This window comes from Streptomyces sp. NPDC058985 (assembly GCF_042740985.1).
In the GTDB taxonomy this organism is placed as follows: domain Bacteria; phylum Actinomycetota; class Actinomycetes; order Streptomycetales; family Streptomycetaceae; genus Streptomyces.
Genome location: NZ_JBHYJX010000036.1, coordinates 37,242 through 54,514, shown reverse-complemented (window position 1 = coordinate 54,514; position 17,273 = coordinate 37,242). Strand labels below are relative to the sequence as shown.

Below are 17,273 nucleotides of genomic sequence, written 5' to 3'. Positions count from 1 at the left end.
TCGGGTACCCGGTGCGCATGAAGTGGCAGCAGGTGCAGGGGGGTCCGTCGGCGGTGTACGTGGTGGTGCTGGAGGCCGGCGAGGACGCGGTCGCCGGACTCGGCGCCTTCGCCCGCGACCGGTCGCTCACAGCGTCCCAGGTCACCGCCGTGGGCGCCTTTTCCGAGGCGGTCGTCGGCTGGTTCGACCGGCGGGCGAAGGACTACCGGCGCATCCCGGTGGAGGAGCAGTGCGAGGTGCTGTCGCTGATCGGCGACGTCGCGGTGGCCGACCAGGGACCCACCCCGCACCTGCACGCCGTACTCGGCCTCTCCGACGGCTCCACTCGCGGAGGGCACCTGCTGTCCGGCCGGGTCTGGCCGACGCTGGAGGTCGTCGTGCGGGACAGCCCGGCCGAACTGGCCAAGACCCACCACCCCGACATCGGCCTGGCCCTGATCGACCCGGGCCGTGCGCAACCCCGTAGCGACGCCCAGGAGGCGCGATCATGACACGGCGCATCCGAGACGTGATGTCACCGGCCGCGGTGGCCGTCGAGCCCATGACGACGGTGGCACGGGCCGCCCGGCTGATGAGGGAGGAGGACGTCGGCGACGTCCTGGTGACCTACGACTGCGACCTGTTCGGCGTGCTCACCGACCGCGACATCGTGATCCGCGGTGTCGCCGACGGCCGGGACCCGGACGAGACCACCGTCGGCGCGGTGTGCACGCCGCCGCCCGTCGTCACCCTCGACCCGGACGACACCACCGGCCACGCCGCCGAACTGATGCGGCACCACGCCGTGCGCCGGCTCCCCGTCGTCGAGCACGGCGGCGTCCCGGTCGGCGTGGTCACGCTCGGCGACCTCGCCACCGCCGACGACCCGCACTCCCCGCTGGCGGACATCAGCCGGGCCGCACCCGGCCACTGACGTACCCGGGCGCCGGCAGCGCGACGGACCGGCGCCGGGCAGGGACGGAGGAAGCGACATGGCCCCCCTGGCACGAACCCCCCGGGCGGATTCGGGGGAGGACCGCCGCGCCACCGCCCGCACCGCGCGGCTGCGCAGCCGGATCCCGGAACCCGACGAGGAACCCGACCTGCTCGGCCAGTACCTGAGCCAGATCGGCGCGACACCTCTGCTGACCGCCGAGGACGAGGTACGGCTGGCCGTGCGCATCGAGGCCGGCGTCCGGGCCAGGGAGGAACTGGAGTCGGCCGACACCGGCGAACCCGCCCCCACGCCCGGAACGCGCCGCGCGCTGGAGGAGACCGTCCACGACGGCCAGGCGGCGAAGGACCACATGGTGCGGGCCAACCTGCGGCTCGTCGTGTCGATGGCCAAGCGCCACGCCCACCGCGGGCTGCCCCTCCTCGACGTCATCCAGGAGGGCAACCTCGGGCTGATCCGGGCCGTGGAGAAGTTCGACCACACCAAGGGCTTCAAGTTCTCCACGTACGCCACCTGGTGGATCCGGCAGGCCATCGAACGGGGCCTGGCGACGCACGCGCGCACGGTGCGGCTGCCGGTCCACGTCGTGGAGCAGCTCCAGAAGCTCGCCAAGGTCGAACGAGGGCTCCGCACAGGGCTCGACCGCGAGCCGACCATCGAGGAGGTCGCCGCCGAGAGCGGCATCGACGTCGACAAGGTCGTCTGGCTGCGCCGGGTCGGACGGGACGCGGTCAGCCTGGACACCCCGGTGGACGAGACCGGCGAGACCGTCGTCGGCGACCTCATCCCGGACACCGAGGTGCTGCGGGCCCCGGAGGTCGCCGAGTTCCAGGCGCTCGCGGCGGAGCTGCGGGAGGCCGTCGGCACCCTCGCACCCCGCGAGGCCCTGATCCTCAGCCTCCGCTACGGCCTGCACGACGGCCGCCCCCGCACCCTGCACCAGGTGGCCCAGCACGTGGGCCTCACCCGGGAACGCGTCCGCCAGCTGGAGAAGGCCTCGCTGGCCCGTCTGCGCGCCCCCGAGACCCGGGAGCGCCTGCTGGACTGGGCGAGCTGACCACACCGGTGCGCGGCCGGACGCGCGGCCGGGGTTGCCCGGACCGCATCCCGGAAACAACCTGACGGAGAACCCGTACGCGCTTCCCGTCCCCGCCCGTCCGAGGAGCACCGGTTGAACGTCTCCCTCAGCGTCTGGCTGCTGACCGTCGCGGGCCTGTGCGTCCTGATCGCCGCGGACTTCTTCATCGGCCGCAAGCCGCACGACGTGTCGATCCGGGAGGCCGGGATCTGGACCGCCGTCTGGGTGATCCTGGCCTGTCTCTTCGGTGTGGGGCTGATCCTGGTCGGCGGCGGCGGTCCCGGCGGCGAGTTCTTCGCCGGCTACATCACCGAGAAGTCGCTCAGTGTCGACAACCTCTTCGTCTTCGTCCTGATCATGGCGAAGTTCGCGGTGCCGTCGCAGTACCAGCAGCGCGTGCTGATGGTCGGCGTCATCGTGGCCCTCGTCCTGCGCGCCGCCTTCATCGCGGCCGGCGCGGCGATCATCTCCGCCTTCTCCTGGGTGTTCTACATCTTCGGGGCCTTCCTCATCTGGACCGCGTGGAAGCTGATCCAGGACGCCCGTAAGGGCGGGCATGACGAGGAGTACGAGGAGAACAAGCTGCTGAAGTCGATCGAGCGCCGCTTCGGTGTCGCCGACCGCTACCACGGCACCAAGCTGTGGGTGGAGGAGAACGGCCGGCGGGTCATGACGCCGATGCTGGTCGTCATGCTCGCCATCGGCTTCACCGACATCCTGTTCGCGCTCGACTCCATCCCCGCGATCTACGGACTGACCCAGGACCCGTACATCGTGTTCACGGCCAACGCCTTCGCCCTGATGGGCCTGCGCCAGCTGTACTTCCTCATCGGCGGCCTGCTGAAGAAGCTGGTCCACCTCTCCTACGGCCTGTCGGTCATCCTCGGCTTCATCGGCGTGAAACTGGTGCTGCACGCCCTGCACGAGTCCGGCGTGCACGTCCCCGAGATCAGCATCCCGTTCTCGCTCGGCTTCATCGTGCTCGTCCTCGCCATCACCACGGCGACGAGCCTGTGGGCCGCGTGGCGGCAGGAGCAGACCTAGTCCGCGGGCCCGGGAGGCGGGTCAGCGGCCCGCCCGCGACGGCCGGCCGCGCGAGACGACGCGGCTGCCGCCGCCGTCGACCACGCGGGCCTGGAGCGAACCGCAGGCGCACCGGGTCCACAGGGTGCCGCCCGCCGCGGTGGGATGCGCGGACAGCACCTGGAAGGGCTCGGCACCGTCGGGCCACCCGCAGTGCGGGCAGACGACACCGGTCGTGCAGGGCATGGCTACTCCTCGTGCCTCGGTGGTCCGCCGGTGGGGTCGGCGGTATGTGACGCGGCGTCGACCGCCGCGACACAGCCAGAGTGCGGCTCCTCGTCCGTTCACGTCCAGGTTGACTTTACGGACACCACCGTGAAGCGTGCGCTTCATGATTGATCTGCGCAGGCTGCACGTCCTCCGGGCCGTCTCCCACTACGGCACCGTCACCGCGGCCGCCCGCGCCCTGCACTTCACCCCCTCCGCCGCCTCCCAGCAGATCCGGCAGCTGGCCCGGGACCTGGACGTGGACCTGCTGGAACCGCAGGGGCGCGGAGTACGGCTCACCCCGGCCGCGGAGAGCCTGCTCGCGCACGCCGACGCCATCGAGGCCCGCTGGGACGAGGCCGAACTGGATCTGCGGGCGGGGGAGGGCGCCCCCGCCGGGCCGCTGCGGGTCACGGGGTTCCCGGTCGCCGTCTCCGTGCTGCTGGCCCCCATGGCCGCGCGGCTGCGCGAACGGCACCCCCGGCTGTCGGTCCGGGTCCGGGAGGTCGAGGTGGCGGAGAGCTTCGACCTGCTCTTCGAGGGGGAGAGCGACCTGGCGGTGGTGGAGGCGACGCCGTCCAACCCGACGCGGTCGGACGCGCGCTTCGACCAGCGTCCGCTTCTGGACGATCCGTTCGACCTGGTCGTCCCCGAGGGCCACCCGCTCTCCGGACGGGCCGGGGCGGACCTCGCCGACGTGGCGCACGAGGCGTGGATCGCGCCGGTGCCGCAGAGCCCCTGCCGCCCGCACGTGATGTCGGCGTGCGGGGCCGCCGGTTTCACCCCCGACGTGGTGCACCACGCGCTGGACTGGAACGTCACCGCCCACCTGGTCGCCCACGGGCTCGGCGTGGCGCTGATACCCCGGCTGGCCCAGCTGACCCCCGAGCTGCCGATCGTCCGGGTGCCCTGCGCGGACCGCCCGCACCGCAAGCTGCTGACCTGCACACGGAGCGGTGGCCACCGGTGGCCGGCGGTCGCGGAGGCGCTGGCGGAACTGCGCGCACTGGCCGCCGCGGCGGTGGCCTGACACACGCCGGTCACGCGGGCCGGGCACACACGCGTACGGGACCGGAGCCCGGCTCCGGTCCCGTACGCGTCCTGGGTGCCGCTCAGGCGGCGACGGCCTCGTCGGCGTGGCCGTGCAGCCGCGCGACGACCTCCGTCAGCTGTGCGGCCACCTCGGCGTCGTCCGACGGGTGGGTCTCGGCGAAGCGCGTCACCGAACCGGGGATGGACAGCTTGAGGTCCTCGATCACCTTGCCGCCGGCGATGCCCACGGCCTTGCGGGCCTCGTCCTGCGCCCACACGCCGCCGTACTGGCCGAAGGCGGTGCCGACCACGGCGACCGGCTTGCCGGCGAAGCCACCCGCGCCGAAGGGGCGGGACAGCCAGTCGATGGCGTTCTTCAGGACGGCCGGGATGGTGCCGTTGTACTCGGGGGAGAAGAGCAGGAAGGCTTCGGAGCCCCGGGCGGCCTCGCGCAGCTTCGCGGCGGCGGCCGGGACGCTGCCCTCGACGTCGATGTCCTCGTTGTAGAAGGGGATGTCGGCGAGCCCTTCGAACAGGTGCACCTCGGCGCCCTCCGGCGCGAACCTGACGGCCGCCTCGGCGAGCTGGCGGTTGTGCGAACCGGCGCGAAGGCTGCCGACGAGCGCAAGGATGCGGACAGACATGAGTACTCCCACTGAAACGATGGCCGCGATGGATCCGGACCGGGGTCCGTTTAATTTCTAACATCCTAAACGGACCGCGGTCCAGTTTTCTTCCCATGCTTTACGCTGGGTTCATGTCCGCCGCCCCGCCGCCCTTCCCGAAGACCGAAGAGACCGTCGGCCAGACCGAGTTGGAGTTGCTGCAACTCGGCCCGGGGCCGGCCGGGGACGAGCCCTGCCTGCGCGCCGACGCCGCCCGCAACCGAGCCCGGCTGCTGGAGGCCGCCGAGCGGCTGGTCGCCGAGCACGGCGCGGCCGGCGTCACCATGGAGGCGGTGGCCGCCGCGGCCTCGGTGGGCAAGGGGACGGTCTTCCGCCGCTTCGGCGACCGCACCGGGCTGCTCGCGGCCCTCCTCGACCACTCCGAGCGCAAGTTCCAGGCCGCCCTGCTCAGCGGACCGCCGCCGCTCGGCCCCGGCGCCCCGCCCGTCGAACGGCTGCGCGCCTTCGGCTGCGCGTTGCTGCGCCGCTCGATCGACGAACTCGACCTGCAACTGGCCGCGGAGCCCAGCGCGGAGCGCCGCCACACCTTCGCGCCGCGCCGCTTCCTACGCGGTCACCTGGCCCTGCTGCTGCGGCAGGCGGACCCGGACGGAGACAGCGAACTGCTCTCCCACACGCTGCTGGCCTACCTCGACGTCGCCCTGGTCCACCACCTCACCGAGCAGTGCGGGATGCCCCCGGAGCGGCTGCGCGAGGGCTGGCTGGACCTGGTCGCACGGGTCACCCGCACGGAGCCCCCGGTCGCCTGAGCCCCGGCCGGAGCCCTCTGTCCGGCTTCTGCCAAGATGCCGTACGTCATGGTGCAGATACCGAAACCGTCCGCCGCCGAGTCCCTCGCACCGCGCTCCATGCCCACGAGCGCCGATGTGGCCCGGCTGGCCGGCGTCTCGCGCGCGACCGTCTCCTACGTCCTGAACAACACCGGCGCCGTCCGGATCAGCGAACCCACCCGCCGCAGGGTGCACGAGGCGGCCAGGGAGCTGGGATACGTCCCGCACGCCGCGGCCCGCTCCCTGCGCGCCGGACACAGCCGGATGGTCCTGATGCCCGCGCCGTCCTTCCCCGCGGGCCCCCTCTACAGCCGGTTCCTCAGCGAACTCCAGTGGGCCCTGGCCCGCCTCGACTACACGGTCGTGCAGTACGGCAGTGTCGGGCTGCACGGCTACGAGGCCGCCCGTGCCTGGGCGGAGCTGCGCCCGGTCGCCGTCCTCGTCCCCGGCGCCGATCTGGACCCGCAGGGCGTGGAGGTCCTCAAGCGCTCCGGCGCCCGCGCGGTCGTCACCCTCGGACCCGAGGCGGTCGAGGGAGCACACGCCCTGCTCACGGACCAGGAGAGCGTCGGTCACGGCGCGGTCCGCCACCTCTACGAGCGGGGCCGGCGCGCCATCGGCGTGGTCGTGCCCGCGGAAGGCGGCCTCGACGTCTTCTCGGCGCCCCGCCTCGACGGCGCCCGCCGTGCCGTGCGCGGCACCGACGCCACCGTCACCGAGCTGCCCCTCGCCTACGAGGAGCGGGACGCCGCCCGGCTGGCCGCACGCTGGGGCGCCCTCGGTCTCGACGCGGTGTTCGCGTACAACGACGAGTACGCGATGCTGCTGATGCGGGCCCTGCAGGACGCCGGCCTCGCCGTACCCGGCGACGCGGCCGTGATCGGGGCCGACGACCTGATGCTGGGCCGCCTGCTGAGGCCCCGGCTCAGCACCGTCCACCTGGAGCTGCCCTCCGGCCGCGACCTGGCCGCACTGGTCGACCGCGCGGTCCACGACCCCGGCGCCGCGCCCGAGCGTCACAAGGTGCTGGGCGCGGCGGTGGTCCACCGCGAGTCGAGCTGAACCCGTCCTACTGGCCGCTCTCGCCGTCGGCCTGCGCCTGCTGCTCGGCGACCGCCTTGCGTACCTCGTCCATGTCCAGCTTCCGGGCCTGGCCGATCACGTCCGTCAGGGCGTCCTCGGGCAGCGCGCCCGGCTGCGCGAACACGGCCACCTGGTCCCGGACGATCATCAGCGTCGGAATCGACTGGATACCGAAGGCCTGAGCCAGCTCCGGCTGCGCCTCGGTGTCCACCTTCCCGAACACCAGGTCGGGATTGGCCTCCGCGGCCTTCTCGTAGACGGGCGCGAACTGCTTGCACGGACCGCACCACGACGCCCAGAAGTCGATCAGAACGAACTCGTTGTCCGTGACCGTCTGGTCGAAGTTCTCCTTGGTGAGTTCCACGGTGCTGGTCATAAGGTGATCCCTCTTCCTGAATCGGGGTACAACCGTCGGCACAACACTGCCGACCTGGTGGGTATTCCGCGCACGTACCCATGTGGCCACGTCGCACACCACCCACCAGACTGACCCCATGACGCAATCGGATTCCATCGCGTACGACGTCGTCGTGATCGGCGCGGGCCCCGTGGGGGAGAACGTCGCCGACCGCACCCGGGCGGCCGGTCTGGCCACCGCGATCGTGGAGAGCGAACTGGTCGGCGGCGAGTGCTCCTACTGGGCGTGCATGCCCAGCAAGGCCCTGCTGCGACCCGTCCTCGCCCGCGCGGACGCCCGCCGGCTGCCCGGTCTCGCCGACTCGGTCCGCGGTCCCCTCGACACCGCGGCGGTCCTCGCCCGCCGCGACGGATTCACCTCCCACTGGAAGGACGACGGCCAGGTCCAGTGGGTGGAGGGCATCGGCGCCGACCTCTACCGCGGGCTGGGACGGCTCGCCGGGCCGCGCACCGTGGAGGTGACCGCGCCCGACGGCACCCGCCGGGTGCTGACCGCCCGGCACGCCGTCGCCGTCTGCACCGGCAGCGCCGCCGCCCTGCCCGCCCTGCCCGGGCTCGCCGACGTGCGCCCCTGGACGAGCCGCGAGGCCACCAGCGCCGAGAGCGCGCCCGGCCGGCTCATCGTGGTCGGCGGCGGAGTGGTCGCCGTCGAGATGGCCACCGCCTGGCAGGCCCTCGGCTCCCGGGTGACGCTCCTGGTGCGCGGCGAGGCCGGGCTGCTCGCCCGGATGGAGCCCTTCGCCGGAGAGCTGGTCGCCGAGGCGCTCACCGAGGCCGGCGTGGACCTCCGCACCGGTACCTCCGTCCGGTCCGTCACCCGCGAGGACGGCACCGTCGTCGCCGTCACCGACACGGGTGACCGCATCGAGGCCGACGAGATCCTCTTCGCCACCGGCCGGGTGCCCCGCACCGGCGACATCGGCCTCGAGACGGTCGGCCTGGAACCGGGCTCCTGGCTGTCGGTCGACGACAGCCTCCGGGTGGACGGCCACGACTGGCTGTACGCCGTCGGGGACGTCAACCACCGCGCCCTCCTCACCCACCAGGGCAAGTACCAGGCGCGCGTCGCGGGCGCCGCCATCGCCGCCCGCGCCTCCGGGGTGCCGATCCTGGAGTCCGACCCGTGGGGTGCGCACGCCGCGACCGCCGACCACGCCGCCGTGCCCCAGGTGGTGTTCACCGACCCCGAGGCGGCCTCCGTCGGCCTGAGCCTCGCCGAGGCGGAGCAGGCCGGGCACCGGGTCCGCGCCGTCGACGTCGACCTGGCCACCGTGGCCGGAGCGGGCCTCTACGGCGACGACTACAAGGGCCGCGCCCGCATGGTCGTCGACCTGGAGGACGAGATCATCCGCGGCGTCACCTTCGTCGGCCCCGGCGTCGGCGAGATGATCCACTCCGCGACCGTCGCCGTCGTCGGCCAGGTGCCGCTCAGCCGCCTGTGGCACGCCGTCCCGTCGTATCCGACGGTCAGCGAGGTGTGGCTGCGGCTCCTGGAGGCGTACCGCGACAACTGACGGTGCCCGCCGGGTCCGGTGGCCGGTCAGGCCGCCGGACCCGGCAGCTCGAACCCCAGCGCCGCCGCGGCCCGCTCCGGCGTCGGCTGCGCCCACAGCTCGGCCACCGCCCGGCTCGACGACAGCGACCGCGACTCGGCCCGGTCCAGGTACAGCACGCCGTCCAGATGATCCGTCTCGTGCTGCACGATCCGGGCCGGCCACCCCGAGAACACCTCGTCCACCGCGAGCCCGTCCTCGTCCGTCGCCCGCAGCCGCACCTGCGCGGGGCGTGCCACCACGGCCTGCCAGCCCGGCACGCTCAGACAGCCCTCGAAGAACGCGGCCGGCGCGCCGCCGACGGGCTCGTACGAGGGATTGACCAGCACCCGGAACGGCTGCGGCACCCGCCCGCGCGCCACCCGCACCTCCTCCGGCACCGGCGCCGGATCCTCGATCACCGCGATCCGCAGCCCCACCCCCACCTGCGGCGCGGCCAGCCCCACGCCCGGCGCGGCGCGCATGGTCAGCCGCAGCGCCTCGACGAACCGCGCCAGCAGCGCGGGCGGCAACTGCCCGTCGAACGGCTCCGCCGCGCGGCGCAGCACCGGATCACCCGCCTCGGCGATCGGCAACGGACCGCCGGGGGCGAGCAGTTCCTCGACCCGCTCGGCAAGAGGGGAGCGTGCACGCGGAGTTCCCATCGCGCCAGCATGCCACGGCCGCCGCCCCCACCGACTCCGCCCGTGTGACGCACGCCACTTCGCGGGCCGGGAACCCGACGCGTGTGCGAACCGACTACTGGGACCGTCCCCTCCCCACGACGTCCCCGGAGCGCCCACCGATGACCACCACCTCCCCGGCCTCGACGGACGAGTCCCCGGCCACGGCCGCACCACCGCCCACCCGCGGCAGATGGTCCACCCTGCGCCCCCTGATCCTGCGCCTGCACTTCTACGCCGGTCTCTTCGTGGCACCCTTCCTGCTGGTCGCGGCGGTCACCGGCCTGCTCTACGCCGCCTCGTTCCAGGCCGAGAAGCTGGTCTACGCCCACGAACTGACCGTCGACGACGTGGGCGAGCGCAAGCTGCCGATGTCCGAGCAGGTCGCCGCCGCCCGGCAGGCCCACCCCGAGGGCGCCGTGTCGGCCGTACGCCCCTCGCCCGAGGACGACGCCACCACCAGGGTGATGCTGTCCGGTGTCGAGGGTGTCGACCCCGGCCACACGCTCGCGGTCTTCGTCGACCCGTACACGGCGAAGGTGCGCGGCGCCCTCGAACAGTACGGTTCCAGCGGGGCGTTGCCCCTGCGCACCTGGATCGACGAGTTCCACCGCGACCTGCACCTGGGGGAGACCGGGCGGCTGTACAGCGAGTTCGCCGCCAGCTGGCTGTGGGTGATCGCGAGCGCCGGTCTGCTGCTGTGGTTCTCCCGCCGCCGGGCGCGGCGCAAGGTGCGCGGCACCACCGGCCGGCGCCGCACCCTGGGTCTGCACGGCACGGTCGGCGCCTGGGCCGCGGCCGGGTTCATCTTCCTCTCGGCGACCGGCCTCACCTGGTCGACGTACGCCGGCGCGAACATCGAGGACCTGCGCGTCGCGCTCGACCAGACCACACCGTCCGTGTCGGCGTCGGCCACCGGGGGCGGCGAGCACGCGGGCCACGGCGCGGCGGCCGGCGCCGGCGGGGACGCGGCGCACGGCGTCGGCCTCGACAAGGTCCTCTCCGCCGCGCGCGCGAAGGGCCTCGGCGACCCCGTCGAGATCGTGCCGCCCGCCGACGCGTCCTCCGCCTACGTCGTCAAGCAGGTGCAGCGCAGCTGGCCCGAGAAGCAGGACTCGGTCGCCGTGGACCCGGCGACGGGCGAGGTGACCGACGTTCTCCGCTTCGCCGACTACCCGGTGCTCGCCAAGCTCAGCCGCTGGGGCATCGACCTGCACACCGGCAGCCTGTTCGGGCTGCCCAACCAGATCGGCCTGATGCTCCTCGCCGCGTCCCTGATCCTGCTGATCGTCTGGGGCTACCGCATGTGGTGGCGGCGCGGCCGGGGCTCCGCCTTCGGCCGGCCGATACCGCGCGGCGCGTGGCGGCAGGTACCGCCGCTGCTCCTCGTCCCGATGCTGGCGGCGGTCGCCGTTCTCGGCTACTTCGTCCCGCTGCTGGGCATCCCCCTGGCCGCCTTCATCGCGCTGGACGTCGTACTCGGCGAGGTCGCCCACCGGCGGGGACGCCGGACGCGGACGGAAGACGCGGCGGCGGGCCGCTGACAGGGCGGCGGAGCGCCGATGCCCCCCCACGGCGCTCCGCCGCATCCGCCGCTCCACCGCAGGCCTCATTCCTTGCCCGGCAGCCGATCAGCGCCCGGCGAAGTCACCCGCCAGGGCCGCGGCGATCCGCAGCTGGGCGTCGGCCTCCTCCTGCCGCCCCTGCCGTTCGAGGGTCCGTCCCAGCATCAGCCGCGCGTACTGCTCGACGGGATCGCGCTCGACGAGGATCCGCAGCTCGGACTCGGCCCGCCGCAGCTGCGCCGAGTGGTAGTAGGAGCGCGCCAGCAGCAGGCGCGGTCCGGTCTGCTCGGGCACCTCCCCGACCAGGCCGTCCAGGACGCGCGCGGCGGCGGCGTAGTCCTTGGCGTCGAAGAACATCCGCGCGCGCTCCCAGCGCTCGGCCGGCGTTCCGTGGTCGTAGTACGTCATGTCCACTCGTGACCTCCTTCGACACCTTGCAACCACGACAGGTGGTTGAACATTCCACTACGCCGGGGCGGGCCGGCTGCCGCCCCGCGAAGGTGACGCCCCGGCGACCGTCTGACGCGTGGGGCCGTCCGGGGCTAGGTTGTGCGTCATGAGCAATCTTGATCGCGAGGCGGTACCCAGCCTGTGCGGCGGCCGCGGCTTCGTCGTGACGGAACCCGTGCGCGAACTCCTCAGCCCCCGGAACGTCAAGCTCGGCGAGTCCACCGAGGTCCGCCGCCTGCTGCCCAACCTCGGCCGGCGCATGGTCGGAGCCTGGTGCTTCGTCGACCACTACGGTCCCGACGACATCGCCGACGAGCCCGGCATGCAGGTGCCTCCGCACCCGCACATGGGCCTCCAGACGGTCAGCTGGCTGCACGAGGGCGAGGTCCTGCACCGCGACTCCACCGGCAGCCTCCAGACCATCCACCCACGGCAACTGGGCCTGATGACCTCCGGCCGCGCGATCAGCCACTCCGAGGAGAGCCCCCGCCCGCACGCCCGCCGCCTGCACGGCGCGCAGCTGTGGGTCGCCCTCCCGGACGCCCACCGCCACACCGACCCGCACTTCGAGTACCACGCCGAACTGCCCCTGGTCACCGCCCCCGGCCTGTCGGCCACCCTGCTCCTGGGCACCCTCGACGGCACCACGTCCCCGGGCACGACGTACACCCCACTCGTCGGCGCCGACCTGACCCTCACCGGCGGCACGGACGTACGCCTCCCCCTGGAACGGGATTTCGAGTACGCCGTCCTGTCCATGTCCGGCGAGGCCCACGTCGACGGTGTGCCCCTGGTGCCCGGCTCGATGCTCTACCTAGGCTGCGGCCGCGACGAACTCCCCCTGCGCGCCGACTCGGACGCGGGCCTGATGCTGCTGGGCGGCGAGCCGTTCGAGGAGGAGCTGGTCATGTTCTGGAACTGGATCGGGCGCTCCCAGGAGGAGATCGTACAGGCCCGCCGAGATTGGATGGAAGGCTCCCGGTTCGGAGAAGTGAAGGGCTATGACGGTACTCCACTGCTCGCGCCGTCACTGCCGACGGTGCCGCTGAAACCGCGGGGCAGAGTGCGCTGACCTGCGGTAATGCGTCGGTTTTGCCGACCGCTGGGCATAGACGGTTAGCAATTCTCACTGCTTTCGGCCCAGCTGCCGGAAAGCGCCTGAACGGCTCGTTGGCCTCATGCCGGAGTGGTTGGTGATTCCACGGTATGGCTGTCTGTGGGCAGCTCTGGCAGGACACTTGCTGACTCAATGCTGGCTTCGCTGACGTACCGTCAGGTGGGTTCGAAAGACCCTTTGCCCAGTTGCGGTGGTGGCGTAGGTGCTTGCAGGGTTGGTAGGGGTCGGGCCAATGCTGACCTGGCCGCCAGCCGAGTCAGGCGTTGGAGAGGGGCGGTGCTCTTAGCGCTGCCGGCCTGCGGGGATTCCACAAGAGTCCGGTGTCGCCGTTGACCGTCGGTAGCCGCCGCTCGGTTCGAACCGTGGGCGGTGGTACACGCTTGTTCGCGAGTCGACGAAGCCGCGACGGAGGGCGTCGGCGCGGTGACGAGGGCGCCGCGGGCGTCTGGGTGCGCGGCCAGAGCGGCGCGGAAGGCGTCGGCGGAGGGCGGGTGGGCGAGGTGCCGCTCGGCGTTCCACTGAGGGTCTACTCATGTCCGGTGCGGCTGATTGCTGCGGCACCGGATGCGGGAGACCAGGAGAGCGAAAAGTCTATGTGCACAGCAGGCGTCGAGTCTGTGTAGACCTACTTTGCGGATTCGATGGCCGTCGGTTGATCCCTTCGTCGGGCCACGTGTGGAAGGGGCTGAGTCCGCGGCCTTTCTGGCGGCGTGGTGGTCGTTTCTCCGGGGGTTCCTGCGGGTGAGTGCTTCAGGAGGGGTGGGTGGTGTCGGGGTGGTGTCGGATGACGTGCATGACGACGCGCATCAGGAGGGCTGCGGCGGCGGCCAGACCGAGGGAGCCGATGGCTTCCAGCAGGTGCAGGCCGTCGGCGATCTCGGGGCCGCTCTGGCGGGTGAGCAAAGCGGTGGAAATGCCGCCGGTGGTCGCCGCGACCAGGGTGAGGACGCCCAGTTCTGCGGTGCGCTGCTGCCACGCGCGGTTACCTGTCGGCTGTGAAAGCTGGGCCGGCTGAGGGGAGGCGGGAATACCCAGGAGCTTTGCGAGCTGAGTGATCGTTTCGTGTCCTGGACGGACGTGGCTGCCGAGGCTGGCGGTGAGGTCGAAGTCGGAGTCCAGGCGCAGGCAGGTGGATTCGAGCACGGCAAGTCCGCGCAGGACGGTGGGGAAGGTTGGTGGAAGCAGGAGTCCGGTGCTTCGAGTGAGGGTGGCGAGGGCGGTGAGGGTGTCGGCGTCGGTGCCAGGTGCGCGGTGGCCGGCGGCGGGGAGGGTGAGGAGGAGTTGGGCGCAGGCGCGTTCGAGGGCTCGTTCGTCGACGGGGTGCTCGGCGGCGTGGTTGAGGGCGCGGGCGAGGGTGGTGGGGTTGCCGAGGGCGGTGGCGGTGAGGATGCGTTGCAGGGCGGTGAGCTGGAGGGTGTCGAGGCGGGCGGCGTGGCCGAAGTCGAGGAGGGTGGGCGGATGGTTGGGGTGGAGGTGGATGTTGCCGGGGTGGGGGTCGGCGTGGGCGATGCCGTGTTGGATGAGGAGGGTGAGGTAGCCGTCGGCGATGGTGCGGGCTGTGGTGCGGGCGGTGTGGTCGTCGAGGTCGGGGGCGGCGCGGTGGGCGGGGAGGCCGTCGGCGAAGTCCTGCACGAGGACTTCGCGCCCGGACAGGCCGGGGTGTACGGCGGGCACGGTGACGGGACCGCGGTGGGCGGCGGTGTGGGCGGCGGCGAGGGTGCGGGCCTCGATGCGCAGGTCGAGCTCGGCCCGGACGGCGGTGGCGAAGTCGTCGGCGAGGCGGGTGACGTGGATGGCGCGGCCCCAGGCGGTGCGCTGCTCCAGGGTCCGGGCGAGGCGGGCCAGGACGTCGAGGTCGGTGGAGAGGCGGCCGGTGACGCCGGGGCGCAGTACCTTGACCGCAACACGAGTGCCGTCGTGGAGAACGGCCCGGTGGACTTGTGCCATGGACGCCGCGGCGAGTGGTTCCCGGTCGAAGGAGGCGAAGACTTCGTCCAGCGGGCTGCCGTAGTGCTCGGTCAGGAGTTGTTCGACCTGTTCGGGAGCGGCGGGTGGGACGGTGTCGTGCAGGTCGGCGAGCGGTCGGGCGACGTCGTCGGGCAGGAGGCCGGGTCGGGCGGCGAGGACCTGGCCGGCTTTGACGAACAGCGGCCCGGCTTCGGCGAGGCAGTCGCGCAGGGCTTCCCCGAGCGCCGTGCCGCGCGGGCCGCCGGGCCGGCGGGCGAGTGAGAGGCCGTGCCGGGATGCCAGGTGCGTCAGCCGGCCGTAGAGGCGGCTGCGGCGGACCCAGCGGTTCAGTGACCGTGCCAGGGAGAGCGGGCCGGGCGGGCGGATCCCGCCGAGCAGTTCCAGGCCGACCGCCGTGGCCATCGCCGCGAGGACGGCGACCATGAGGAGCAGTCCGGGGTCGGTGAAGGTGCCGGGCTCGGCCCGGCCGGCGAGGATGGCGATCGCGAGGGCGGCCGTCGTGCCGGCCGCGGCGCACCAGGCGCTCGACATCGGCCGGGCGGGGGTGCCCAGCAGCCGCGGTGCGGTCCAGGCGACCGCGGCGGCTAGCAGCCCGGTCAGTACCAGGCCCGTCATGCGGGGTTCTCCTTCACGGCCGGTTCGTTCGCCCTTGTGCGGACCGGGCCGGGCAGGGCGCGGATGCAGGCTGCGGCTACGACGGCCAGGGCCAGGGCGCTGAGGTAGGGCAGGAGGGGGCGCAGGTCGTAGGCGGTGCCGGCCAGGGCCGGGGCGGTGGCGCGGGCCAGGGCCATCGCGGACTGGACGGCTCCCATCGCCGCGCCGGTCCGGTCGGGTGCGGCGTCGGCCACGAGGGTGCTCAGCGCGGGGGCCAGCAACCCTTGGCCGATGCTGGCGGCCATAAGGGCGGTGACGGCGCCCCAGGCGGGCAGCAGCGGAAGGCATCCCAGGCCCGCGCCGAGGACGAGCGCGCCGACCGTGGCGAGGGTCCGGGTGCCGAACCGGGCGGCCAGTGGTGCGGCGAGACCGCCTTGGGCTACGGCCATGGTGATGCCGGCGGCTGCCAGCATCCAGCCCAGCGCCCGCGGCCCGAACCCGTAGGTGTCTGTGCCCAGTAGGGCGAGGGTGGCTTCCATCGCGCAGAAAGCGGCTGTCGTGCAGAACGCCGCAACCAGCAGCGGACGCATCCCTACCGGGCCCGTACGGTGCTCTGTTTTTTGCTTGTGCGCGCGTCTTTGTGCGGCACCGTTTCCTCGTGGGTCGGGCAGTGCGGCGGCGGCGAGGCATAGCGCGGCCGCGGCCACGCATGCCGAGACGACTCCGGCGCCGGACAGTCCCTGGTGGGCGAGCAGGGCGCCGATGGCGGGGCCGGCGACGAAGCCGCAGCCGACCGCCGCCCCCAGCAGCCCGAGACTGCGGGTGCGCTGGGCGGGCGGGGTGAGGTCGGCGGCGAAGGCGTGAGCTACGGCGATCGATCCGCCGCACGCGCCCGCCACCACCCGTGCCACGAGCAGGCCGGTCAGGGATGTGGTGTTCGCCATCAGCAGCGCGGAGACGACCGACCCGGACAGCGCGAGCAGCAGGACGGGCTTGCGGCCGAATCGGTCCGAGGCCCGGCCGAGCAGCGGCGCGGAGATGAGCTGGGCGATGGAGTACGAGGCGAACAACGTGCCGATCGCCAAGCCGCTGCCGCCGAAGGTGTCGGCCGCGTACGGGAGCAGGGGCAGGATGATGCCGAAGCCCATCAGGTCGGTGAAGACGATCAGGCACAGTGCCGGTAGCGCGAAGCGGGCAGGCAGGTTCACAGGCCGCCCGCCCAGCGTTCTTCGGGCACCCCGAGGGCGCGCATCACAAACGGCAGGGTCCGTGCGACGGCGGTGTGGACCTTGTCGCCGGTCAGGAGTGCGGTGCGCTGGGTCTCCAGGCAGGCCATGATCATCTGTCCGGTGACGGCCGGGTCCGCCCGGACGAAGACGCCCTCGTTCATGCCGTCTTCCAGCAGGCTGTTGACGAGCGCGGCGAGTGGGGCGACGTGTTCGAAGAACGCCGCACGGTCCTCCAGAGGCAGCATCGCCGCGACGGACGCACCGGCGCCGCGCTGGAAGGAGAACTCGGTGAGCACCAGCTTGATGAGGATCTGCAGCCGGTCGACCGGATCGGTGCGCTCGCCAAGCTCGCGTTCGGCAAGCGTCATGAAGCGGGCCATCTCGCGTTCCGACCAGGCCAGCAGCAGCGCTGTCTTGTCCGGAAAGTAGTTGTAGACCGCCGTCCGTGCGACTCCGACCCGCTTGGCGACCTCCTGAAGCTTGAGATCCTGCCAGCCGGCCTCGCGCAGCAGGTCGGCGAAGGCGTCGATCATCGCCTCCCGCGTGGCCGCCTTGTGCTCGGCCAGCGTGGCCCCTCCGGTCAGCTTCGGACTCATGCCGCTCCCTCGCTCGATCGGTGCGGCAGCCCGAGAAGGTCGGCCGCCACCCGTGGATCACCGCTCCATGCTGTCAGGGGGGTCAGGACCAGCCGCGCGGTGAGCCGACGCAGCACCGTCGCGACCTCCGCGCGCTCGGTCGGCGTCAGGCTCGTTCGGCGGTCCAGTCGGCGCAGTTCCTCGGCCACCAGCAGAGACGTGTGCCGCTGGACCGCGGCGAACAGCCCCTGCCTCCCGGCAGACGTCACG

19 protein-coding genes and 1 pseudogene are annotated in these 17,273 nt (G+C 72.8%); 10 read left to right on the top strand and 10 right to left on the bottom strand.

The features are described 5' to 3' along the window. Positions 1–17: 17 nt before the first annotated feature. From ACFW01_RS27190 to ACFW01_RS27175, 4 genes are all read left to right on the top strand, one after another. Positions 18–491, top strand: a complete 474-nt coding sequence (locus ACFW01_RS27190) for a PPC domain-containing DNA-binding protein (RefSeq protein WP_384507541.1) — start codon at positions 18–20, stop codon at positions 489–491. Continuing rightward, a complete protein-coding gene (locus ACFW01_RS27185) occupies positions 488–913 on the top strand; it encodes a CBS domain-containing protein (RefSeq protein WP_234955634.1) in 426 nt (141 codons plus the stop codon). Before ACFW01_RS27190 ends, ACFW01_RS27185 begins: the two co-directional genes overlap by 4 nt. Positions 914–971: 58 nt before the next feature. After that, entirely contained in the window at positions 972–1,991 is a 1,020-nt protein-coding gene (locus tag ACFW01_RS27180; RefSeq protein WP_384507537.1) for an RNA polymerase sigma factor RpoD/SigA, read from the top strand. A gap of 114 nt (positions 1,992–2,105) precedes the next feature. Next, positions 2,106–3,056 (top strand): TerC family protein, encoded by a 951-nt coding sequence (locus ACFW01_RS27175; protein ID WP_384507534.1) that lies wholly within the window; start codon positions 2,106–2,108, stop codon positions 3,054–3,056. Positions 3,057–3,077: 21 nt separating this feature from the next. On the opposite strand, the gene ACFW01_RS27170 is transcribed toward ACFW01_RS27175, so the two are convergent. Beyond that, complete coding sequence (locus tag ACFW01_RS27170; RefSeq protein ID WP_384507531.1) at positions 3,078–3,281, bottom strand: hypothetical protein; 204 nt, start codon at positions 3,279–3,281, stop codon at positions 3,078–3,080. 145 nt (positions 3,282–3,426) lie between these two features. Between ACFW01_RS27170 and ACFW01_RS27165 the strand changes: the two genes are divergently transcribed. Further along, the gene (locus tag ACFW01_RS27165) at positions 3,427–4,332 is read left to right on the top strand and encodes a LysR family transcriptional regulator (RefSeq protein ID WP_384507528.1); all 906 of its coding nucleotides are present in this window, start codon (positions 3,427–3,429) and stop codon (positions 4,330–4,332) included. A gap of 82 nt (positions 4,333–4,414) precedes the next feature. Here ACFW01_RS27165 and ACFW01_RS27160 read toward each other — a convergent pair whose 3' ends face one another. Next, positions 4,415–4,978, bottom strand: coding sequence for an NAD(P)H-dependent oxidoreductase (locus tag ACFW01_RS27160; RefSeq protein WP_234955646.1), 564 nt, complete (start codon positions 4,976–4,978; stop codon positions 4,415–4,417). A gap of 113 nt (positions 4,979–5,091) precedes the next feature. On the opposite strand from ACFW01_RS27160, the gene ACFW01_RS27155 reads away from it, so the two are divergent. Next, positions 5,092–5,769 (top strand): TetR/AcrR family transcriptional regulator, encoded by a 678-nt coding sequence (locus tag ACFW01_RS27155; RefSeq protein ID WP_234955649.1) that lies wholly within the window; start codon positions 5,092–5,094, stop codon positions 5,767–5,769. Between the two features lie 48 nt (positions 5,770–5,817). Further along, positions 5,818–6,852 (top strand): LacI family DNA-binding transcriptional regulator, encoded by a 1,035-nt coding sequence (locus ACFW01_RS27150; RefSeq protein WP_384507524.1) that lies wholly within the window; start codon positions 5,818–5,820, stop codon positions 6,850–6,852. A gap of 7 nt (positions 6,853–6,859) precedes the next feature. Here the strand turns inward: ACFW01_RS27150 and trxA are convergent, their stop codons facing one another. Continuing rightward, positions 6,860–7,249 (bottom strand): thioredoxin, encoded by a 390-nt coding sequence (gene trxA, locus ACFW01_RS27145; protein ID WP_234955653.1) that lies wholly within the window; start codon positions 7,247–7,249, stop codon positions 6,860–6,862. A gap of 118 nt (positions 7,250–7,367) precedes the next feature. On the opposite strand from trxA, the gene ACFW01_RS27140 reads away from it, so the two are divergent. Then, positions 7,368–8,804 carry an NAD(P)/FAD-dependent oxidoreductase gene (locus ACFW01_RS27140; protein WP_234955655.1) on the top strand — a complete coding sequence of 479 codons (1,437 nt, stop codon included), beginning with the start codon at positions 7,368–7,370 and terminating at the stop codon, positions 8,802–8,804. Positions 8,805–8,830: 26 nt separating this feature from the next. Here the strand turns inward: ACFW01_RS27140 and ACFW01_RS27135 are convergent, their stop codons facing one another. After that, positions 8,831–9,487 carry a peptide deformylase gene (locus ACFW01_RS27135; protein ID WP_234955657.1) on the bottom strand — a complete coding sequence of 219 codons (657 nt, stop codon included), beginning with the start codon at positions 9,485–9,487 and terminating at the stop codon, positions 8,831–8,833. A gap of 140 nt (positions 9,488–9,627) precedes the next feature. Here ACFW01_RS27135 and ACFW01_RS27130 point away from each other — a divergent pair, with 140 nt between their 5' ends. Next, positions 9,628–11,049 carry a PepSY-associated TM helix domain-containing protein gene (locus ACFW01_RS27130; RefSeq protein WP_384507519.1) on the top strand — a complete coding sequence of 474 codons (1,422 nt, stop codon included), beginning with the start codon at positions 9,628–9,630 and terminating at the stop codon, positions 11,047–11,049. An 87-nt stretch (positions 11,050–11,136) separates the two neighbouring features. Here the strand turns inward: ACFW01_RS27130 and ACFW01_RS27125 are convergent, their stop codons facing one another. After that, positions 11,137–11,484, bottom strand: coding sequence for a tetratricopeptide repeat protein (locus ACFW01_RS27125; protein ID WP_234955662.1), 348 nt, complete (start codon positions 11,482–11,484; stop codon positions 11,137–11,139). A 142-nt stretch (positions 11,485–11,626) separates the two neighbouring features. On the opposite strand from ACFW01_RS27125, the gene ACFW01_RS27120 reads away from it, so the two are divergent. Continuing rightward, the gene (locus ACFW01_RS27120) at positions 11,627–12,592 is read left to right on the top strand and encodes a pirin family protein (RefSeq protein WP_384507516.1); all 966 of its coding nucleotides are present in this window, start codon (positions 11,627–11,629) and stop codon (positions 12,590–12,592) included. A 445-nt stretch (positions 12,593–13,037) separates the two neighbouring features. On the opposite strand, the pseudogene ACFW01_RS27115 reads toward ACFW01_RS27120, so the two are convergent. From ACFW01_RS27115 to ACFW01_RS27095, 5 genes and pseudogenes are all read right to left on the bottom strand, one after another. Further along, positions 13,038–13,167 (bottom strand): annotated as a pseudogene (locus ACFW01_RS27115) (amino acid decarboxylase); the annotation flags it as partial. 220 nt (positions 13,168–13,387) lie between these two features. Further along, positions 13,388–15,220, bottom strand: coding sequence for an ABC1 kinase family protein (locus tag ACFW01_RS27110; protein ID WP_384507513.1), 1,833 nt, complete (start codon positions 15,218–15,220; stop codon positions 13,388–13,390). Beyond that, complete coding sequence (locus ACFW01_RS27105) at positions 15,217–16,407, bottom strand: MFS transporter (RefSeq protein ID WP_384507510.1); 1,191 nt, start codon at positions 16,405–16,407, stop codon at positions 15,217–15,219. Before ACFW01_RS27105 ends, ACFW01_RS27110 begins: the two co-directional genes overlap by 4 nt. Next, on the bottom strand, positions 16,404–17,024 hold the full coding sequence (locus tag ACFW01_RS27100) for a TetR/AcrR family transcriptional regulator (protein WP_384507507.1): 621 nt from the start codon (positions 17,022–17,024) through the stop codon (positions 16,404–16,406). The genes ACFW01_RS27105 and ACFW01_RS27100 overlap by 4 nt, the downstream gene beginning before the upstream one ends. Further along, positions 17,021–17,272, bottom strand: a complete 252-nt coding sequence (locus ACFW01_RS27095) for a hypothetical protein (protein WP_384507505.1) — start codon at positions 17,270–17,272, stop codon at positions 17,021–17,023. The genes ACFW01_RS27100 and ACFW01_RS27095 overlap by 4 nt, the downstream gene beginning before the upstream one ends. Position 17,273: the final 1 nt, after the last annotated feature.

Bases quoted from the DNA above. Each gene is read 5' to 3' on its own strand.
- ACFW01_RS27190 (WP_384507541.1), top strand. From the start codon at position 18: ATGAAGTGGCAGCAGGTGCAGGGGGGTCCGTCGGCGGTGTACGTGGTG.
- ACFW01_RS27185 (WP_234955634.1), top strand. From the start codon at position 488: ATGACACGGCGCATCCGAGACGTGATGTCACCGGCCGCGGTGGCCGTC.
- ACFW01_RS27180 (WP_384507537.1), top strand. From the start codon at position 972: ATGGCCCCCCTGGCACGAACCCCCCGGGCGGATTCGGGGGAGGACCGC.
- ACFW01_RS27170 (WP_384507531.1), bottom strand. From the start codon at position 3,281: ATGCCCTGCACGACCGGTGTCGTCTGCCCGCACTGCGGGTGGCCCGAC.
- ACFW01_RS27165 (WP_384507528.1), top strand. From the start codon at position 3,427: ATGATTGATCTGCGCAGGCTGCACGTCCTCCGGGCCGTCTCCCACTAC.
- ACFW01_RS27160 (WP_234955646.1), bottom strand. From the start codon at position 4,978: ATGTCTGTCCGCATCCTTGCGCTCGTCGGCAGCCTTCGCGCCGGTTCG.
- ACFW01_RS27155 (WP_234955649.1), top strand. From the start codon at position 5,092: ATGTCCGCCGCCCCGCCGCCCTTCCCGAAGACCGAAGAGACCGTCGGC.
- ACFW01_RS27150 (WP_384507524.1), top strand. From the start codon at position 5,818: ATGGTGCAGATACCGAAACCGTCCGCCGCCGAGTCCCTCGCACCGCGC.
- trxA (WP_234955653.1), bottom strand. From the start codon at position 7,249: ATGACCAGCACCGTGGAACTCACCAAGGAGAACTTCGACCAGACGGTC.
- ACFW01_RS27140 (WP_234955655.1), top strand. From the start codon at position 7,368: ATGACGCAATCGGATTCCATCGCGTACGACGTCGTCGTGATCGGCGCG.
- ACFW01_RS27135 (WP_234955657.1), bottom strand. From the start codon at position 9,487: ATGGGAACTCCGCGTGCACGCTCCCCTCTTGCCGAGCGGGTCGAGGAA.
- ACFW01_RS27130 (WP_384507519.1), top strand. From the start codon at position 9,628: ATGACCACCACCTCCCCGGCCTCGACGGACGAGTCCCCGGCCACGGCC.
- ACFW01_RS27120 (WP_384507516.1), top strand. From the start codon at position 11,627: ATGAGCAATCTTGATCGCGAGGCGGTACCCAGCCTGTGCGGCGGCCGC.
- ACFW01_RS27110 (WP_384507513.1), bottom strand. From the start codon at position 15,220: ATGACGGGCCTGGTACTGACCGGGCTGCTAGCCGCCGCGGTCGCCTGG.
- ACFW01_RS27100 (WP_384507507.1), bottom strand. From the start codon at position 17,024: ATGAGTCCGAAGCTGACCGGAGGGGCCACGCTGGCCGAGCACAAGGCG.